Raw genomic sequence first — 17694 nt, forward strand, 5'->3', positions numbered from 1 at the left:
TTTTTTAGTTTGGTGACTTTTGTCACACAGCTATTTGATGGGGTAATTATTTAAGAACCACTTCCTTTAAGATGATGTAGCAACCCATTAAGAGTACAAACCATCCAAAACCTTTTTTGAGCTTTGCACCGTCTATTCTCTTGCTCATCATTCCTCCGACTATGATTCCGGCTATGGCTACCGAAGTAATCTTCACCAGAAAAAGCCAATCGATTAAAAAGTGACCAAGGTCGCCGGTAAAGCCAATAAGGGAATTTAGGGCAATAATAAAAAGTGATGTACCCACTGCTTCCTTCATGGGCAAGCCTACCAGTATCACTAGTGTTGGAATAAGCAGAAAACCACCCCCGGCACCCAAGAATCCAGTGGCCAGGCCAATAGAAATGCCATAAAACAATAGTTTTTTAACGTTTAATTTTGGTTTTTCTGTCCTGGCAGGATCTTCATCCTTTGTACCCCTTATCATAGCTACTGCGGCTGCCACCATTAATACGGCAAAGAGTACCATCATCAACATGTTTTCTGTGAGTTCAAAACTTCCAATTCTGATTATAGTCTTAGGGATGAGTGGTATGATAAGCTTTCGGGTAAAAAAAACGGTAGAGATAGATGCACTGCCAAATAAGAGAGCGGTTTTGAGGTTTACCAGGCCACGTTTAAAATTGCCTACTGTTCCCGCAAGACTGGTGAAGCCCACAATAAATAGCGAGTAGGAGGTAGCCAGCAAAGGGCTAACGCCAAAAAGGTAAACCAGTACGGGCATGGTAAGGATAGATCCACCACCACCGATCAGACCAAGGGAGACACCGATTAGGGCAGAGGCTACATAAGCAAGGATTTCCATTTTTTGTTATTTTTTTAACAAAATTCGGATTATGATGTGCTGATGTCGGTGACTTTTGTCACACTCATTTTTTTTTGAAGAATTATCTCCCTTAATACTTACCTAATATTTAATTTAAAGGTGTCTGGTGTGCTGATTTGAAAGTTTGTGATTTTTCACAATCGATATTCGATATAATTCCGGTGCATGACGATTCCTCCAGCTTGCTCCATCTTTTTAAGCAACCTGGAGATCACCTCTCTTGATGTATTCAGATCAGCGGCAATCTCGCTGTGGGTAAGTTGTAGTTCTTTTGTGTTTAGATCGGTAGCCTGCTTTCTCAGGTAAAATGCGAGTCTCTCATCCATGGCCTTAAAAGCGATATTATCAATGACGAAAAGTAGTTCCTCGAAACGCATGCGGTAGGTTTCCATTACAAAGTAGTACCAGGTTTTGTAATCACGCATCAGGCTATCCATTAAAGCAATCGGGATCATGAGTACTTTGGTCTGCTCAATTGCTTTTGCCATGACCTCACTGGTTTCTTGCTTGGTTGCACAGATCATCGAAAGTGCACATGCATTTCCTGGCTGGAGATAATACATAAAAAATTCCTGGCCATCATCACCCTCCCTGTATAGTTTTACCATACCCTCTACAATAAGCACCGTTGAACGCATATTCTGCCCGGTTTGCATTAACATATCTCCGTCCTGAAAATCTCTGAGCATGGCATTTTCGATAAGGATGGTTTTTAGTGCAGGTTCAAATTGTGGGAATAGTCTGTCAATATATTCCGCTACGATGGTATCTTTCATTTTGCTCTTTTGGATTTTAAAGATAGTTATACTAAAGTACCCTATCAAAATTTCTGTTCGTATTCATGGATAGACATTCTTTGACCAACGTATAGATTATGCGTTAGTCCGGAATTTTTTTCCGGACTGGTGTATCTATGGATTTTTAATCTATGATTATTTATTTACTAAGTTTTAATGACGGTATAGACTTGCGCTGAAAACCTACAAATAGCATAAAGTTTAATTTAAGGATTAAAAATCCTTAGGAAGATTGGTCGGGATTGGAGATCCCGACCAGCGTTTATGCGATAGTCCAGAAGTTTTTTCCGGACTGGTATATCTATGGATTTCTAATTCATAATTATTTATTTACTAAGTTTTAATGATGGTATAGATTGACGTTTATAACCTACAAAACATGCAAAGTTTGATTTAAAGGATTAAAAATCCTTAGTAAGATTGGTCGGGATTAGAAATCCCGACCAGCGTATATGCGTTATTCCGGAAGTTTTTTCCGGAATGGCGTATCTAAGACTAATCTTCCTCTCCACTGTTTTTCATTTTCATCAGCACCGCATACGCATTCTTAATGATCACTTTATTAAGCTTGGCTTTAGTGTTAATAGCAGTAAAACCATCTACACTTTCTCCAGGTTCTACCTCGGTCATCTTATATTTGTGATTGCCTAAATCTGAAAAAACGTAATATTTACTATTCCACTTTACTATCGCATCATCATTAATGGCCTCCATATTGGCATTAGATACAGATATAGATGCGCTGAGAAAGGCTCCTGGCAATAACTTACGATCTGCATTCTCCAAATCGCAATGAACAGAAGTGGTGCGGTCATTATCAATGCTGGGTGTGATTAAATGAATTTTTGCAATATAATTTTTCTCCGGATTCGTGCTTGATGTACAAACGATTTTTTGGCCTACTTTAAGGTTGGCAGCGTCTTTTTCTAAAACGGTAAGGTTAGCATGGAGCCCGCCTTGACTTATCATTTCAAAAAGCACATCTGTATTGCTCACATATTTCCCCGCATTGACATTAACTTTGATAACCACGCCTGATACGGGCGCTTTTATGCTAATGTTTCTGGTGATATTAGATTCATTTAAAGCAGTAGGATTGATCCCAATTAGGCGAAGTTTTTCAGCCAGTGCATTAACCAATACCTTTTCGTTGTTATATTCACTTTCAGCTAGCTGATATACTTTATCACTACTGGCCTTGGTTTGGTTTAAACCCTTTTGTCGCTGATAATCCGCACTCGCAAAACGAAGTTTATTTTTTGCGGTAAGGTAATCCTGTTGCAGCTGGATATATTGCTGATCTTCTACAGTAGCTAACAAACTGCCTTTTTTAACCATCATACCCGGTATAATCTTCATGGATTTTATATAACCGCCCATTGGTACACTTACTGAAAAAGCATTTTCAGGTGGAACATCTACAAGGCCATTCACCTTGATTATATGGTGCATAGCCTTTAATTGGAAGTTGCCTGTTTGAATACCTGCATTCTTTACCTGTTCGGCCGTGAGCTGTACTTCATCTTCAGGCATTTGGGGGGATTGAGTATTTGCTTTGGCTTCTGTTTTTTTATCAGTAGTTCCGCATGCCATTAGTGTGGAAACCAGCACGGCTGCTATAATTGTTTTATATCTTATCATCTCTTATTTTTCTGTTGCTGTAATTCTTTCTATTTCAAAGGCAACCTGATTTAGCTGCTGTACTTTTTCATAATATTCACTTCGAAGTTGTATGGATTGATTAATTAATATAACCCAATCCAGATAGGCGATTTCTCCGGCATATAGTTTTTCTGAAGCAGTTTTAACAATGTCTGCCGAATTGCTTAAAGAAACCTTTTGGTAAGACGCAATTAATCGACTCAGTTCCAGATAGCGCATTTGAGCATTCTCCAAATTGAGCACAATTGTTTTAGAAATTAAATCAAGCTCCTGCTCTTTTCTATGAACTTCAATACCTGAGGCTTTAATTTTCGATTTATAGGCACCAGAGAAAATAGGTATTCCTAAACCAACGTTTATAGAAGAAAACCGTTTACTGGAGTCGAAGTATTGTTCGGTGCCGATGCTATTGCTCTGCCAGCCCACAATACTGGAATTGTTATAACCAAATAATAAAGAAGGAAGTAGTTTACTTTTCTCCAATAGCCTTTGTTGTTTGGCAAGGTTAACTTCTGCTTCTGCAAGTTTCTGCATAGGATTACGGGGAGTTGGGCTCAACAGATTCGATTTCAGTTGATAAATACTGCTATCGGCCATCGGTTCCATCTTCTTGCTGTTTAATAAAAAGTTAAATTGGTTAACCTCTTGCTTATAATCTGATTTTAACAGCTCAAGTTGGTTGGTAATTTGCTGTTTCTGATTTTCAGCTGTTCGCAATTCCAGGGCATCAACATCACCTGATTTAAATCTTTGAGTGGATTTTTTTAGAAATGCAGAATAGATGCTATCTGCCCAAACCAACAAGTTTTTCTTTTCCCTGAGCAATAGCAGTTGATAGTAGCTTATTTTAACTTCAGTTTGAAGATCAATCTGTCGCAGATTGGTACGCTGTTCACTGACATAGAGGTTACCCTGATTTACTTTGCGCTGATTGGTGTAGACGGTTGGAAAATCCAATCCCTGAGAAATGGAGAACTTATTGTCATTGGCCAGGCTATTAAACTTTCCATAATCAAAACTCACAGATGCTTTGGGCACATCAAAACTATTTTTGGTCAGCTGTTGATAGTATTGCTTTTCTGTTCTTAAAATTTGCAACGACAAGTTTTTTTCTACAGCTGTATCCAGTGCTGCCTTTAAACTTATTGGCTGCTGTGCGTTTACGGAAAAACTAATCAAGATTAGGATCGCGATTAAGGCTGCTGATTTTCTGGTTTTATTAAAATAACCAAATCCCTTTTCAAATAAAATATAAAGCATAGGTAATACAAATAAGGTAAGAAGGGTTGAAACCAGTAAGCCACCAATTACTACTGTAGCCAATGGTTTTTGCACAGCACCACCCGCACCGGTACTAATTGCCATAGGGATAAATCCAAGTGAGGGAACAAGCGCAGTCATTAACACCGCCCGCAGTTTTGACTTTGTAGCATGGATTACGATACGTTTAACATCGGTCCATCCTTCTTTTTTCAATCGGTTAAATTCTGTCACCAGTAATATTCCATTAAGTACTGCTACGCCAAACAGTGCAATAAAGCCTACTCCAGCTGAAATACTAAAAGGAAGGTCTCTGATCCACAGGGCAAATATTCCTCCAATGGCAGATAATGGAATGGCCGTATAAATCAATAGCCCTTGCTTCACTGAGTTGAAAGCAAAATAGAGGAGCAAAAAGATTAATAATAAAGCAATAGGAACCACAATGGCCAATCTTGATTTTGCAGCTGTCATGTTTTCAAATGATCCGCCATAGGTGATGGTGTAGCCTTTGGCCAGCTTGAGTTCCTTATCCGCTTTAAGTTGGAGCTCTTCTACAATTGACTGAACATCTCTATCCTTTACGTTAAAGCCTACTATAATTCGTCTGCGAGTATTTTCACGTTGTATCTGATTGATCCCTTCTTCTTCTACCACACTGGCAACTAAACTGAGCGGGATTTGATTTCCTGATTTGGCCAGTATCATTAAATTCTCTACATCCTTGATGTTTTTCCTGGCGCTTTCATCTAACCTCACCACCATGTCGAAACGTTTTTCACCTTCGTACACCTGCCCGGCAACCTGGCCAGCAAATGCCGTATTTACTACGCGGTTAACATCTTCAACATTAATGCCGTATTGTGCCATACCATCTCTGTTGTATTTAATTACAACCTGAGGCATTCCGGTAACCTGTTCTTCGTATATATTGATGGCTCCTTTTACATTTCCAATAATGCTTCCTAAACGTTTGGAGTACATGGCCAGTGAATCGAGATCTTCTCCAAATATTTTACACACAATATCCTGTCTAGCACCCGTCATCAGCTCATTAAAACGCATTTGTACGGGAAACTGGAATCCAACGGTAATTCCGGGAATCACTTCGACAGCCTTGGTCATTTTGGCACTCAATTCAGGAAAGGAGCTTGCAGAAGTCCATTGTTTTTTAGGTTTCAGAATTACCATCATATCTCCGGCCTCAAACGGCATAGGATCTGTCGGAACTTCTGCACTACCAATTTTTGTTACGATTTTTTCAACTTCAGGGAATTTTTCAAGTAAAATTTTAGCGGCTTGCTGGGTAGTTTCGATAGTGGTTTGTAAATTACTTCCGGTTAGTAACCGTGTTTCTACGGCAAAGTCACCTTCTTCCAGTTGAGGAATAAATTCGCCACCTAATGTGCCCATGGTGAAGACAGCTATGACAAATAGTGATACCGTTACCATCAAAATCATTTTTGGATAACCAAGTATCCGGCTTAATGCAGGCTGGTATCTTCGCTCTATCCAGATCATTAATTTATCTGTCAGGTTTTTTTTATGGCTGATGGTTTTATTGAGGCAAAGTGCAGACATCATAGGCACATAGGTAACCGAAAGGATGAATGCGCCTAATATGGCAAAGGCTATAGTCCAGGCCATTGGTTTAAACATTTTACCCTCAATACCTTCGAGAGAAAGAATCGGGAGGTAAACAATAAGAATGATGATTTGACTAAATACCGCTGATTTGATCATGGAACCTGTCGATTTTTCGACTTCAGCATCCATTTGGTTTTGGTTTATGGTGCCAATAGCCCTGAAATGTTTGCTATGCGAAAATCGGTGAAGTATAGCTTCTACAACGATAACTGAACCATCTACGATCAAACCAAAATCAATGGCACCCAACGACATCAGGTTACCGCCTACACCAAAGGTATTCATTAAAATGATGGCGAAAAGCATGGAGAGGGGAATTACCGATGAAACGATGAGACCAGCACGTAAGTTTCCGAGAAAGAAAACAAGTACAAAAATAACAATCAGTGCACCTTCTAACAGATTTGTTTCTACAGTACTAATGGCATTATCCACCATTTTAGTCCTGTCTAGAAAGGGTTCAACAACTACGCCTTCTGGCAGCATTTTCTGAATTTCAACTACCTTATCTTTAACCCGCTTCACCACAACGGAGGAGTTTTCGCCTTTTAACATCATCACCACTGCTCCGGCAACTTCACCCTGGGCATTGTATGTCATAGCACCATATCTAATGGCTGACCCAAACTGGACTTTAGCGATTTGCCCCATGAGCACGGGCATCCCGTTGGGCAAGGTTTTAACTACAATCTTCTCAATATCTGCTAAGCTTGTGGTTAATCCTTCACTTCGGATATACAATACCGTAGGTCCTTTTTCTATGTAAGCACCACCGGTATTGCCATTGTTTTTTTCCAGTGCATCAAATACATCGGCTATGGTAAGCCCAAATGCCTTTAGCTGATCTTGCTTTACTGCTACTTCATATTGCTTCAACCGACCGCCAAAACTAGAAACTTCAGCTACGCCAGGAGTACCCAATAATTGTCTGCGTACAATCCAATCCTGAATGGTTCTCAATGCCTGCGCATCATATTTCCCTTCGTAACCTTTCTTTGGGCGAACTACATACTGGTAAATTTCACCTAAACCTGTGGATACGGGAGCCATTTGTGGTGTACCAATTCCCTGAGGTATTTCTTGTTGTACTTGCTGTAAGCGCTCAGCAATTTGCTGTCGTGCCCAATAAACATCTGTTTCTTCATTGAAAACGATCGTCACCAACGATAAGCCAAATCTTGAAAAGCTTCTGATTTGCTTTAATCCTGAAATACTGCTGCAGGATTGTTCTATTGGGAAGGTAATTAATCGCTCAATATCCGGAGCGCCAAGTGATGGGGAAACTGTAATAACCTGAACCTGGTTATCGGTGATATCTGGCAGGGCATCAATAGGCAGTTTAGTTACCTCATACGTACCCCAGCCAATAAGTGAGCATACGAATAAGGCAATGATCAGCTTGTTCCTTACGGAAAAGCCGATAATGTTATTCAACATAATAATAAATTAAAAGGATCTGAAAAATAGTCTGTAAGGCATAGAAAATGCAGACAGACGAGATAAGGGTATATGGTATTAAACCATTAACATGGGTGGTCGGAAAAGTGAACCGGGACTCGGATTGGTATGTAAGAAAGTATATTCTGACTGTATGGAATCAGAAATAGGTGTTGAAATAAAATTTAATAAAACTATGATCTCACTTGGAACTGCAATGGAGATTGCATGGTGACCGTCAATTTTCTTGAACGGCAGCTTCATATCCTCGTCTTCATCATTATCATTGAGATCATTCCCTAAATAATGCATTTCCAGAAAAGTTAGAAAAGTGATTTTTGAATCTATCTCATGGTGTTGCAGGTAGTGAAAAACAAGCTGAGGTGTTTTCATCACTTCACAGATGGAAGCGTTAAAAATTATGATGGGGAACAGTAAGATTACGATTAGCTTGTTCACATTGGCAAATATAAACATACAGAAGACTAAACAAAACTTAAATCATAATTTAGCCTGAATCTAAATCTTAAGAGGATGTGGCATAACACATGCCAGCATGTGGAAGCTGAAATCTTTCTATTTTCATTAAACTTCAAAATGTCTTCAGTATCTTATACCATATTTGCCTAACATGAAGATCCTCATTATCGAAGATGAATTAGGGCTGCAGCGTAGCATTGCCCAATACCTGATGTCTGAAGGCAACTTGTGCAGTATAGCCTCCACCTATGCTAAGGCGCTCGAAAGGCTGGGTACTTATGAATACGATTGTATTTTGCTGGATCTTAATCTTCCTGATGGGGAAGGTCTTCAGCTATTGAGCTACCTCAAAAAGATGAATAGGAAAGAAGGGGTCATTATCATTTCAGCAAGAAATTCCATTGATGATAAAATAGAAGGTTTAAGTCTCGGTGCAGATGATTACCTGATCAAGCCCTTTCATTTATCTGAACTTAATGCAAGAATTGTTGCTGTTGTTCGCCGCAAAAGTGCAAACGGAGAACGGCACATTGAATTCAATGAAATTCGGATTGACCTTGATGCCAAAGAGGTATTAATTAATAGCAAAGTTGTTTACATGACTAAAAAAGAATTTGATCTGTTGCTTTATTTTATTTCCAATAAAGGCAAAGTGATCACTAAATCTGCTGCGGTGGAACATATCTGGGGAGATGATGCGGATATGGCCGACAGCTTTGATTTCATTTATACACATATCAAAAATATCAAGAAAAAATTAACCGATGCAGGAAGCAAGGATTATTTTCAATCGGTATATGGCATTGGTTATAAATTCTCTGCCTTATGAAAATGTTTACCAGATACAATCAGATCCTGATTTTTATAAGCGTTTTTGGTCTGCTTTTAATCGGATTTCTTTTTTACCGGATGCTGGTTTATTATCTTGACAGGCAAATTGATCATGACCTTGTTGAAGAAATAATGGAGGTTAAAGAATACTCTGTTAAAGGAAATTTCTATGAACCTCATGAATTTGAAGATTTGGTTGTCCAATATCATAAAATTGCAAAAATTCAGGCTTCTACCACCTACGCTGATACACTATTTTATAATCCGATAAAACATCGGAAGGAAACAGCAAGATACCTTAAAACTGAGCTTTTACTTAATGGACATCCCTACAAGGTACTGGTGATTGCTTCAAAGTTTGAACGGGAGGAGCAAATTAAAAATATTTGCCTGATCATTCTGATTCCAGTGATGCTCCTTTTTGCTTTGGTTTTACTGGTAAATAGAATTTTACTAAGGAAAATCTGGTCGCCATTTCAACAGCTTCTAAATAATATTACCACATTTAATATTAACCGGGATCACCCTTATGAGCCTGTAGATATGCCATTTGAAGAATTTAAACAACTCGATCAGGTATTGCAGGAACTTTCGGCTAAAGTAAAATCTGATTACACTGAAATTAAACTTTTTACTGAAAATGCTTCTCATGAAATGATGACCCCACTTGCGGTAATTAATTCAAAGCTGGATAATATGTTGCAATCTAATACTTTAGGTAAAGAAGATGGCGAAACTTTAATTGAACTGTATAAGGCTACATCCCGGCTAACTAAACTTAACCAATCATTACTGTTACTGGTTAAGATTGATAACAATTTGTTGCAGGACCAGGAACAGGTAAACCTGAAATTAATGGTGGAAGACAAAATTATTTATTTTCAGGAGTTGATTAGTGAAAGAAAGATCACAGTTGATTTAACGCTGATGGATGTTACGCTTTCTGCAAGCCGACAATTGTTGGAGATACTCATAAATAATTTGTTCAGTAACGTGATCAGGCACAATTATGAAGGTGGTAAAATTGAGATTAAACTCGAAGAAGGCAAAATTACCTTTGCCAATACCGGTCATACTGCTGCCCTTAATCCTGAGCGCATATTTGAACGTTTTTATAAAGATAATGCTTCTGAAGGGACAGGTTTAGGCTTGGCCATTCTTAAACAGATTTGTAACCGGCAAAACTACCTGTTGGAATATGCTTACCATCGCGATCTGCATATTTTCACTGTAACTTTTTAAAATATATGCTATGGGTTCATTCCATGAAGAAAAACACCTCAAAAGCTCAGCATTCATATCTGATATAGTAATTGGAATGAGTGATGGGCTTACCGTTCCTTTTGCACTTGCTGCGGGTTTGAGCGCTGCTGTAAGTAGCAATTCCATTATCATTACGGCAGGCATAGCCGAAATCATTGCAGGTTGTATTGCTATGGGACTTGGCGGATACCTGGCTGGTAAAACGGAACAGGAGCATTACGAAAGCGAACTCAGCAGGGAATATCTAGAAGTGGAAAAAGTGCCTGAAAAGGAAAAGGATGAAGTGAAAGAAATTTTTGCAGGTTACGGATTGGATGCTGTCGCACAGGATTTAATTGTAGCACAGTTGAGTAAGGATAAAAAAAACTGGGTTGATTTTATGATGAAGTTTGAACTGGGATTGGAAAAACCTGATATCAACAGGGCCAGAAATAGTGCGCTAACCATAGGCTTTTCCTATTGCGTTGGCGGCATGCTGCCTTTATCGGCTTATTTCTTTACCTCCAAACCACAAAATGGACTTATCCTTTCAGCTGTGCTTACGACCTTCTGTCTCTTTATATTCGGCTATTTTAAAAGTAAAGTAACAGGCCAGCCCCCAATAAAAGGTGCTTTAAAAGTTACAGCAATTGGCTTGGTTGCCGCCGGAGCAGCATTCCTCATTGCCAGACTCATCACTTAGTTTTCATTTAATGCAGAGAAAAAATTTAACCATTTAACGAATACACATACAGACTTCAGAATGTCTACAGACTTTACACTTAGTTTTGGTATATACTTCAGTTCGCAACTGATAATCAAGTTCACGATTTTAATTTGATCAATAAAATATGAAATTACTTTTTATTGCCCTTTTTGGATTTTTCACCCTGCCAGCATTGTGGATTGGGAATTTTAAAGAAGCGCAGGAACAGGCGAAAGCAAAACATAAACAAATTCTCATTAATTTTTCAGGTTCTGATTGGTGTGGTCCATGTATCCGTTTGCGCAGAGAGATTTTAGAATCAGCACCTTTTGAGCAATATGCTGCGGATAACCTGATCTTGGTTAGGGCTGATTTCCCCAGACAAAAGAAAAATCAGCTTCCAAAAGAACAAGTTAAGCTGAACGAATCATTGGCCGAAGCCTACAACAAGGATGGTAAATTCCCATACACGGTACTGGTAGATGAAAATGGCAAGGTGTTGAAAAGCTGGGATGGTTTCCCAAATGAGCAGCCAGAAGCCTTTGTTGCTGAAATTGAAAAACAAAAAAATAAGCATTAAAATGCCAACACCTGTCTCTGTTCACCGACAACTTAAGTTAATGGGTAATCGCTTTGAATTTACCGTGATTGCCGAAAGCGAGCAGGAGGGGAATATAGCGATTGATGCGGCTATAGCAGAAGTGAAGCGGATAGAAGATTTGCTTACTACCTTCAGCAATACGAGCCAAACCTATCAGATTAATGAATTTGCAGGTTTGCAGTCTGTAAAAGTGAGTAATGAAATAATCGGATTGATTGAAAGGGCTAACCGGATTTCGGAAATTACGGATGGTGCATTTGATATCTCCTATGGTTCAATTGATAAACGCCTTTGGAATTTTGATCCTCACATGACTGAATTACCAGATCAGGAAACAGCCTTAAAAGCAGTAAGATTGATCAATTATCGCAATGTGATTTTAGATAAGGCAAATACTACTGTATTTCTAAAAAACAAAGGTATGCGCATTGGTTTCGGTGGAATCGGAAAAGGCTATGCTGCAGATAAGGCCAAACAGGTATTGCAGCAAAAAGGTATTAAAAGTGGAATAGTTAATGCGGCAGGAGATTTAATTACCTGGGGTACTCAAGCTAACGGACAGCCATGGACAGTAGGTATTGCTGATCCTGAACAAACCAACAGGCCATTTTCTTCCCTTAAAATCAGTGATATGGCCATTGCCACTTCAGGTAGTTATGAAAAAAATGTAACTATTAATGGTAAACGTTATTCACATACGATAGATCCCAAAACAGGTTTACCAGTAACTGGGGTAAAAAGTGTGAGTATCATTTGCCCTAGCGCCGAACTGGCCGATGCATTGGCTACGCCCGTGATTGTGATGGGGGTTAAGGTTGGACTCGAACTAATCAATCAGATTAAACATGTGGCTTGCATTATCATCGACGATGATGATCAGGTATTTACTTCAGACAATATTAACATCATATAATATGAAATTTTCCAGAACATTTTTCTTGTCAATGGTCACTGCGGTTTTATTTACGGGGTTGCTGAGTGCGTGCAGCAGCGTAAAGTCTTACCAAAAAAATAAAATAAATGATGCAGATATGATTCTGTCAGCTCGAAAAGCACAGAAGTTTGAACAAAGTTTTCAGCTTTACCGAGAGGGTGCTTCCGGCGCTAATGGCGGCAAAAGCGGTGGCGGTTGTGGCTGTAATTAAGTTGAAGAAAGAAAATGAGAAAAATATATCTTCATGTGCTTTTTATGTACTTTGGTATACTAGGCACCTATGCTCAAACTAAACCTACACCTGCTAAAATAGATAGCAGTAATTATCAGTCGCGGAAGTTAAAAGTTGATGAGATAAACCTGGTATCAGCATATTACCATCAAGATGGTAATAATTCTGCCGTAACTGGTGGGATTGGTACTGAGAAGCTGAGCGATTTTGCAAATACCATAGATCTTCAACTCTCAAAATTTAATAAAAGAGGCCGGAAAAATACCTTTCTTTTTGAGCTTGGTGTAGATCATTATACTTCAGCTTCATCAGATAAAATTGATCCAAGCACCATTTCTTCTGCTTCATCGGCAGATACCCGTATCTACCCATCTCTAAACTGGACGCAATCCAATGAGCAAACCGGCAACTCCTTTGGTTTTACCGGATCATATTCAACAGAATTTGATTATCAATCGATAGGGGCGGGCTTCAATTTAACCCGTTTATCAAAAGATAAAAATACCCAGTTTGATTTCAAACTTCAGGCTTTTTTAGATCAGTGGACAGTTATTTTGCCTATAGAGCTGCGAACAGGAAATGACGGAAAAGGCGGCGAGCAGTATGATACTGCCCCGAGAAACTCTTTTAGTACCTCTTTTTCGCTTTCACAGATCATTAATGAAAAATTTCAGGCAGCGCTAATCATTGAGCCATCTTTTCAAAAAGGTTTATTGGCCACAAAATACCAGCGTAATTATTTCACAGATGGATCACTCCGTTCAGAAACATTGCCCGATAAAAGATACAAGCTTCCAATTGGATTGCGGATGAACTATTTTTTAGGTGATCGCTTTGTTATCCGAACGTTTTACCGATATTATATGGATAACTGGGGAATCAGGGCACATACGACAGAACTTGAAGTTCCGGTGAAGATCAACTCATTCTTTTCTATTAGTCCGTTTTACCGCTACAATAATCAGGTGGGGACAAAGTATTTTGCACCTTATGGACAGCATCAACCTACGGCGCAATATTTTACGAGCGATTATGATCTATCTACATTAAGCAGTGATTTTTATGGCGCTGGGATCAGGTTTGCGCCGCCAAAAGGCGTATTTGGCTGGCAAAGATTAAATATGTTAGAATTGAGATATGGTCACTACAGTCGTTCAACGGCACTAACATCCAATATTATTTCCTTAAATCTAAAATTTAAATAGGATAGACATTGATTTTGAAGTTAATTATGCTGAATTATAAATTTAGAACGTGCACTTATAAAAGGCTCATTCAGGCTATGTAAGTTACTTTACATCATGAAAGAAAATTTCAATTTTTATTGAACCTTGCATTGCTTGCCAAATAGGCCAGTTATTGGATAGGCCTTTAAATCTATTTAAAGAAGTTCCATGTAATAGGCTGCAAATTCGCGGATTAGTGAATACAGATCACGCCATTCAAAATATTTCGGACTTTCACTGTACAAATTTGTAAAACCATATTTCCTGAACAGCATTTTTGTCCTGGTTATGTGATAATATTGAGAAACTACAATCAAACTATTAAAGTGAATTTTATCTTTTAAATTTAAGGTATTTTTGACTGTAGCTAATGTGTTATCTCCGTAATTATCAACATAGATAAGGGCATTTGGAACCCCATTTCTAACTAAAAAGTCTTTCATTTTATCTCCTTCATAAAATCCTTCCTTTCCAAATCCGCCACTGACAATAAAACTTTTAACTCTTCCAGATTTATATAATTCTAATCCACATTTCATGCGCTGGTTTAAGCGATCGGACAATGTGCCATCAGTGTTTACTTTATTGCCTAATATTACCGCTACATCAGCACTGTTTTTACTGCTATGAAGGCCATCGAAAACAGTAAATACCAGGTGTATAATCAACCATAAAATTATTGTGGCAGACGTTATCAGAAATAATTTCTTAGTCTTCATTAATGAAAGTTACGATGAGATTTAGTCGGTTGGTTAAAGTACAGCATCTAAATTATCAATTTTCAGCTATTTTACCTTGCCAGCTTTTCCATCATTATGCTCAAATTATCTTTTTTTGTTTCAACAATTTTACCATCTGACTGAATATGATAGAGCACTTTATCTTGAAGCGCGTTCAAAGGTGCTCCGGTGCGTGTACTATCAGCATATTCATTTACTGTATGCATCGTATTGATTTGATCTGGCGTTGAAATGGTGAAAACAGTGCGTTCAGTATGTTCTGCATCCAGCATCCCACTTGCGATCACCTGCCTTCCTTTTATATTTCCCTGATTGTTAAAAATCAGCAATTCTACAAATGGATAGTAAATGATATTGGGATTAGTTTTTTGAAACGTATAAGCAACGGCTGTTAATTCAGTGTTGACTTTAAACTTAAACAATGCGAATGCAATTCCGCCTTGATAGGCTCCCGGTAATTGCGCATAAGAGGCATCAGGATCTGGCTCATAATATTTGCCTTCATCTTTTCGATTATCTAATTTTGCTATATCGAGTCTTGTGGTGTCACCCGTCATGTTAATGCCATCAAAGGCAAAACGATAAGGCAGCTTTACATCAGGGATAAGAGCCAGGTAATTACTGAATTTGGTAGGCTGTGATTGTTGCGTTTCAACATGAGCAGGGCCAACTTCTGTGCTTTTAGCAGTTTCTTTGGTATGGCAAGATGCCAAAACCATGCTTGTGAACCCTGTAAAAAATAATACCATAGGACGAAGAAGGTTGAGTTGCGCTTTTTGCATTTGAGTTAGTTTAATGGATTAATTGTGCGTTCAATTAAGCTGATGGCGTTAATGAATGATTGGTTCCCCATCATTTAATCCACTATTACCTTGAAGGTAAATGAGGTTATTTGTTCATTAGAGAGCACTGTAATTTGCCCGTGATGGGCTTTCGCAATTTCAGAAGCAATATAAAGGCCTAGCCCCAATCCATTCTGACTGGAGTGTGCATTTTGTCTATGAAATGGGTGAAACAAATTTGCAAATGAATGTTCTGGAATAGGTTTTCCCTGGTTGGAAATGGAGATTTCCCAATATGAATCATTCGCGACTGCCTTTAGTAAAACAGGTGCATCTTTTGAACCATGGGTAAGTGCGTTGGCGAGTAGGTTAGAAGTTAGCTGGGCTATCCTTCCACGATCACAATTTACGCCCACCTCAATGTCAAAGTCGAATTCAATGATTCTTTCCGGCCAGGCCAGTTTCAGTTCTTCGGCTACTTCTTTCAGCAAATCACCCAGATTTACAGTTTCCGGATTAATGGTAATCCCACTACCGAGACGTCCACGTGCAAAATCCATAATGTTGTCAATCATTTCATGCATCCTTTTAGAACTGGTGTGAAGAACTTTTACCAGTCTTTCTTCATTTTTGGCCAATGCTGTACGGGCCAGCATTTGAGCTGCACTCATGATTGCTCCAAGCGGATTGCGTAAATCATGACCAAGTACGGCTATAAATTGCTCACGAATCACTGCATTTTGTTTCTCTCCAGACAGTTCGTTTTCTGCCACCTGTTTAGCCTTTTGCAGATTTTGCTCATACAGGCGACGATCTGTTGCGCGAAACAGTACAAACCGCATAAAAACCGGCTGTTCGGTATCTGTTTTTCGTTCTAAACCATTCAGGTATATTGGCATTTTTCCGTTGCCAGTATCAGCTAACTCTACCGTAACTTCATCAAAATGACCTTGCATGCGTAGTAGCGGCCAAAGATGTGTTTCAAAGTAAATTTTACCACCCACCGCCAGAAGATCTGAAAAACGCTTGTCCCGAAATTCATCTGGCGAACCATTCAACCATTCCGCAGCCGTTTTGTTAATTCGTTGGATATTACTCGCCGCATCCGTAATGATAAAGCCACATATTGAATTGTCGAAAAAATCCTCAAAATCTTCAGCTAAAGGTGAGATAGATGATGGTGTTTTACTGTTCATTTAATAAAAAAGCTTTAATGGCTGCCGTGGTTTCATCCGGGGCACTTAGATTTGGGCAGTGGCCAGTGGCATTCATGATCACCAGTGTGCTGTTGGGCATATTTTGGTGCATGTATTCACCTACCTCAATCGGAGCAATTACATCGTTGCTGCATTGCAGAATCAACGATGGTAATTTAACGTGAGGTAATATGTGTCGTTTATCTGTTAAAAATGTGGTGCGGGCAAAATGTTTAGCAATCTCTGGATCTGTTTTGCAGAAACTGTTAGATAATTCTTCGGCTAATTCCTTCCGGTCTGAATTGCCCATAATCACTGGTCCCATCGCCATAGACCAACCTAAATGATTACTGTTAAGAGATTCCAGTAACTCATCTATTTCATCTTTTTTAAATCCGCCCGTATAACCCTCGTCATTGATGTAACATGGAGAGGGCGCTACCAGGATAAGGCTCTTAAATATTTTTGGTGCAATTTCTGCAGCCATGAGCCCTATAATAGCGCTTACGGAGTGTCCTACAAAAATAATGTCCTGAAGTTGGAGCGCTGTTGCGATCTCTACGATGTCTGCCGCATAGCCATCCAAATGATCATACTTTTCATAATTGTAGGCAGAAAGATCAGAATTTCCAGCACCCACATGGTCGAACATAACTACCTTATAATCATCTTCAAAAGCAGGAACGATGTAACGCCACATGTGCTGATCGCACCCAAAACCGTGGGCAAACATCATCACCTGATCGCCTGTTCCTCTAATGGTTACGTTATTTCTCTTTATGATACTCATTAACAAATGGGATGTTTGCGCAAAGATATGGATTATTGTGCTTATAATATATCTGGATTTAAGACGTAGAACTCAGGCATTGCACCAGCAACAATTTAATTGGGATGAATATCCAAAGCCAATTTATGTAAACCTACATTAGTGCAATTTAAACACTCACCCTTCAACATATGAGACATTTGTTTCAACATCAGTGCATACAATGGCAATTTATTTCATCTAATTTAGCTCGTTGAAATTGTTATATCGCATCAATATTGCGATCT

16 protein-coding genes are annotated in these 17694 nt (G+C 38.9%); 7 read left to right on the plus strand and 9 right to left on the minus strand.

Annotation, left to right across the window (positions count from 1 at the left end; all coding sequences use genetic code 11):
* Nucleotides 1–46 precede the first annotated feature (46 nt).
* The 5 genes from EV200_RS02785 to EV200_RS02805 form a co-directional block, all read right to left on the minus strand.
* Complete coding sequence (locus EV200_RS02785) at nt 47–844, minus strand: sulfite exporter TauE/SafE family protein (RefSeq protein WP_132529277.1); 798 nt, start codon at nt 842–844, stop codon at nt 47–49.
* A 155-nt stretch (nt 845–999) separates the two neighbouring features.
* Nucleotides 1000–1641 carry a Crp/Fnr family transcriptional regulator gene (locus EV200_RS02790; protein WP_132529278.1) on the minus strand — a complete coding sequence of 214 codons (642 nt, stop codon included), beginning with the start codon at nt 1639–1641 and terminating at the stop codon, nt 1000–1002.
* Between the two features lie 516 nt (nt 1642–2157).
* Complete coding sequence (locus EV200_RS02795) at nt 2158–3303, minus strand: efflux RND transporter periplasmic adaptor subunit (protein WP_132529279.1); 1146 nt, start codon at nt 3301–3303, stop codon at nt 2158–2160.
* A 3-nt stretch (nt 3304–3306) separates the two neighbouring features.
* On the minus strand, nt 3307–7668 hold the full coding sequence (locus EV200_RS02800) for a CusA/CzcA family heavy metal efflux RND transporter (protein ID WP_132529280.1): 4362 nt from the start codon (nt 7666–7668) through the stop codon (nt 3307–3309).
* A 78-nt stretch (nt 7669–7746) separates the two neighbouring features.
* Nucleotides 7747–8127 carry a hypothetical protein gene (locus tag EV200_RS02805; protein WP_132529281.1) on the minus strand — a complete coding sequence of 127 codons (381 nt, stop codon included), beginning with the start codon at nt 8125–8127 and terminating at the stop codon, nt 7747–7749.
* A gap of 172 nt (nt 8128–8299) precedes the next feature.
* Between EV200_RS02805 and EV200_RS02810 the strand changes: the two genes are divergently transcribed.
* The 7 genes from EV200_RS02810 (at nt 8300) to EV200_RS02840 (ending at nt 13899) form a co-directional block, all read left to right on the plus strand.
* Nucleotides 8300–8977 (plus strand): response regulator transcription factor, encoded by a 678-nt coding sequence (locus EV200_RS02810; protein WP_132529282.1) that lies wholly within the window; start codon nt 8300–8302, stop codon nt 8975–8977.
* Nucleotides 8974–10221 (plus strand): sensor histidine kinase, encoded by a 1248-nt coding sequence (locus EV200_RS02815; protein WP_208864492.1) that lies wholly within the window; start codon nt 8974–8976, stop codon nt 10219–10221. Before EV200_RS02810 ends, EV200_RS02815 begins: the two co-directional genes overlap by 4 nt.
* Before the next feature lie 10 nt (nt 10222–10231).
* Nucleotides 10232–10924, plus strand: a complete 693-nt coding sequence (locus tag EV200_RS02820; protein WP_132529283.1) for a VIT1/CCC1 transporter family protein — start codon at nt 10232–10234, stop codon at nt 10922–10924.
* Nucleotides 10925–11072: 148 nt separating this feature from the next.
* Nucleotides 11073–11507: a thioredoxin family protein gene (locus EV200_RS02825; protein WP_132529284.1), complete on the plus strand. Its 435-nt coding sequence runs from the start codon at nt 11073–11075 to the stop codon at nt 11505–11507.
* 1 nt (nt 11508) lies between these two features.
* A complete protein-coding gene (locus EV200_RS02830) occupies nt 11509–12441 on the plus strand; it encodes an FAD:protein FMN transferase (RefSeq protein WP_132529285.1) in 933 nt (310 codons plus the stop codon).
* 1 nt (nt 12442) lies between these two features.
* Nucleotides 12443–12673: a DUF4266 domain-containing protein gene (locus EV200_RS02835; protein ID WP_132529286.1), complete on the plus strand. Its 231-nt coding sequence runs from the start codon at nt 12443–12445 to the stop codon at nt 12671–12673.
* A gap of 14 nt (nt 12674–12687) precedes the next feature.
* The gene (locus EV200_RS02840) at nt 12688–13899 is read left to right on the plus strand and encodes a DUF3570 domain-containing protein (RefSeq protein WP_132529287.1); all 1212 of its coding nucleotides are present in this window, start codon (nt 12688–12690) and stop codon (nt 13897–13899) included.
* Between the two features lie 176 nt (nt 13900–14075).
* On the opposite strand, the gene EV200_RS02845 is transcribed toward EV200_RS02840, so the two are convergent.
* The 4 genes from EV200_RS02845 to EV200_RS02860 form a co-directional block, all read right to left on the minus strand.
* Nucleotides 14076–14639 (minus strand): YdcF family protein, encoded by a 564-nt coding sequence (locus EV200_RS02845; protein ID WP_132529288.1) that lies wholly within the window; start codon nt 14637–14639, stop codon nt 14076–14078.
* Between the two features lie 71 nt (nt 14640–14710).
* On the minus strand, nt 14711–15442 hold the full coding sequence (locus tag EV200_RS02850) for a hypothetical protein (RefSeq protein ID WP_132529289.1): 732 nt from the start codon (nt 15440–15442) through the stop codon (nt 14711–14713).
* Between the two features lie 74 nt (nt 15443–15516).
* A complete protein-coding gene (locus EV200_RS02855) occupies nt 15517–16638 on the minus strand; it encodes a sensor histidine kinase (protein ID WP_132529290.1) in 1122 nt (373 codons plus the stop codon).
* Nucleotides 16628–17428, minus strand: coding sequence for an alpha/beta fold hydrolase (locus tag EV200_RS02860; protein ID WP_132529291.1), 801 nt, complete (start codon nt 17426–17428; stop codon nt 16628–16630). The genes EV200_RS02855 and EV200_RS02860 overlap by 11 nt, the downstream gene beginning before the upstream one ends.
* Nucleotides 17429–17694: the final 266 nt, after the last annotated feature.

The sequence above is a fragment of the Pedobacter psychrotolerans genome (assembly GCF_004340665.1).
Classification (GTDB): domain Bacteria; phylum Bacteroidota; class Bacteroidia; order Sphingobacteriales; family Sphingobacteriaceae; genus Pedobacter; species Pedobacter psychrotolerans.

What these genes read in the sequence shown, in the direction of transcription:
- EV200_RS02820 (WP_132529283.1), top strand. Translation starts at nt 10,232, where the DNA reads ATGGGTTCATTCCATGAAGAAAAACACCTCAAAAGCTCAGCATTCATA.
- EV200_RS02860 (WP_132529291.1), bottom strand. Translation starts at nt 17,428, where the DNA reads ATGAGTATCATAAAGAGAAATAACGTAACCATTAGAGGAACAGGCGAT.
- EV200_RS02835 (WP_132529286.1), top strand. Translation starts at nt 12,443, where the DNA reads ATGAAATTTTCCAGAACATTTTTCTTGTCAATGGTCACTGCGGTTTTA.
- EV200_RS02825 (WP_132529284.1), top strand. Translation starts at nt 11,073, where the DNA reads ATGAAATTACTTTTTATTGCCCTTTTTGGATTTTTCACCCTGCCAGCA.
- EV200_RS02795 (WP_132529279.1), bottom strand. Translation starts at nt 3,303, where the DNA reads ATGATAAGATATAAAACAATTATAGCAGCCGTGCTGGTTTCCACACTA.
- EV200_RS02830 (WP_132529285.1), top strand. Translation starts at nt 11,509, where the DNA reads ATGCCAACACCTGTCTCTGTTCACCGACAACTTAAGTTAATGGGTAAT.
- EV200_RS02855 (WP_132529290.1), bottom strand. Translation starts at nt 16,638, where the DNA reads ATGAACAGTAAAACACCATCATCTATCTCACCTTTAGCTGAAGATTTT.
- EV200_RS02815 (WP_208864492.1), top strand. Translation starts at nt 8,974, where the DNA reads ATGAAAATGTTTACCAGATACAATCAGATCCTGATTTTTATAAGCGTT.
- EV200_RS02790 (WP_132529278.1), bottom strand. Translation starts at nt 1,641, where the DNA reads ATGAAAGATACCATCGTAGCGGAATATATTGACAGACTATTCCCACAA.
- EV200_RS02800 (WP_132529280.1), bottom strand. Translation starts at nt 7,668, where the DNA reads ATGTTGAATAACATTATCGGCTTTTCCGTAAGGAACAAGCTGATCATT.
- EV200_RS02840 (WP_132529287.1), top strand. Translation starts at nt 12,688, where the DNA reads ATGAGAAAAATATATCTTCATGTGCTTTTTATGTACTTTGGTATACTA.
- EV200_RS02845 (WP_132529288.1), bottom strand. Translation starts at nt 14,639, where the DNA reads ATGAAGACTAAGAAATTATTTCTGATAACGTCTGCCACAATAATTTTA.
- EV200_RS02785 (WP_132529277.1), bottom strand. Translation starts at nt 844, where the DNA reads ATGGAAATCCTTGCTTATGTAGCCTCTGCCCTAATCGGTGTCTCCCTT.
- EV200_RS02850 (WP_132529289.1), bottom strand. Translation starts at nt 15,442, where the DNA reads ATGCAAAAAGCGCAACTCAACCTTCTTCGTCCTATGGTATTATTTTTT.
- EV200_RS02810 (WP_132529282.1), top strand. Translation starts at nt 8,300, where the DNA reads ATGAAGATCCTCATTATCGAAGATGAATTAGGGCTGCAGCGTAGCATT.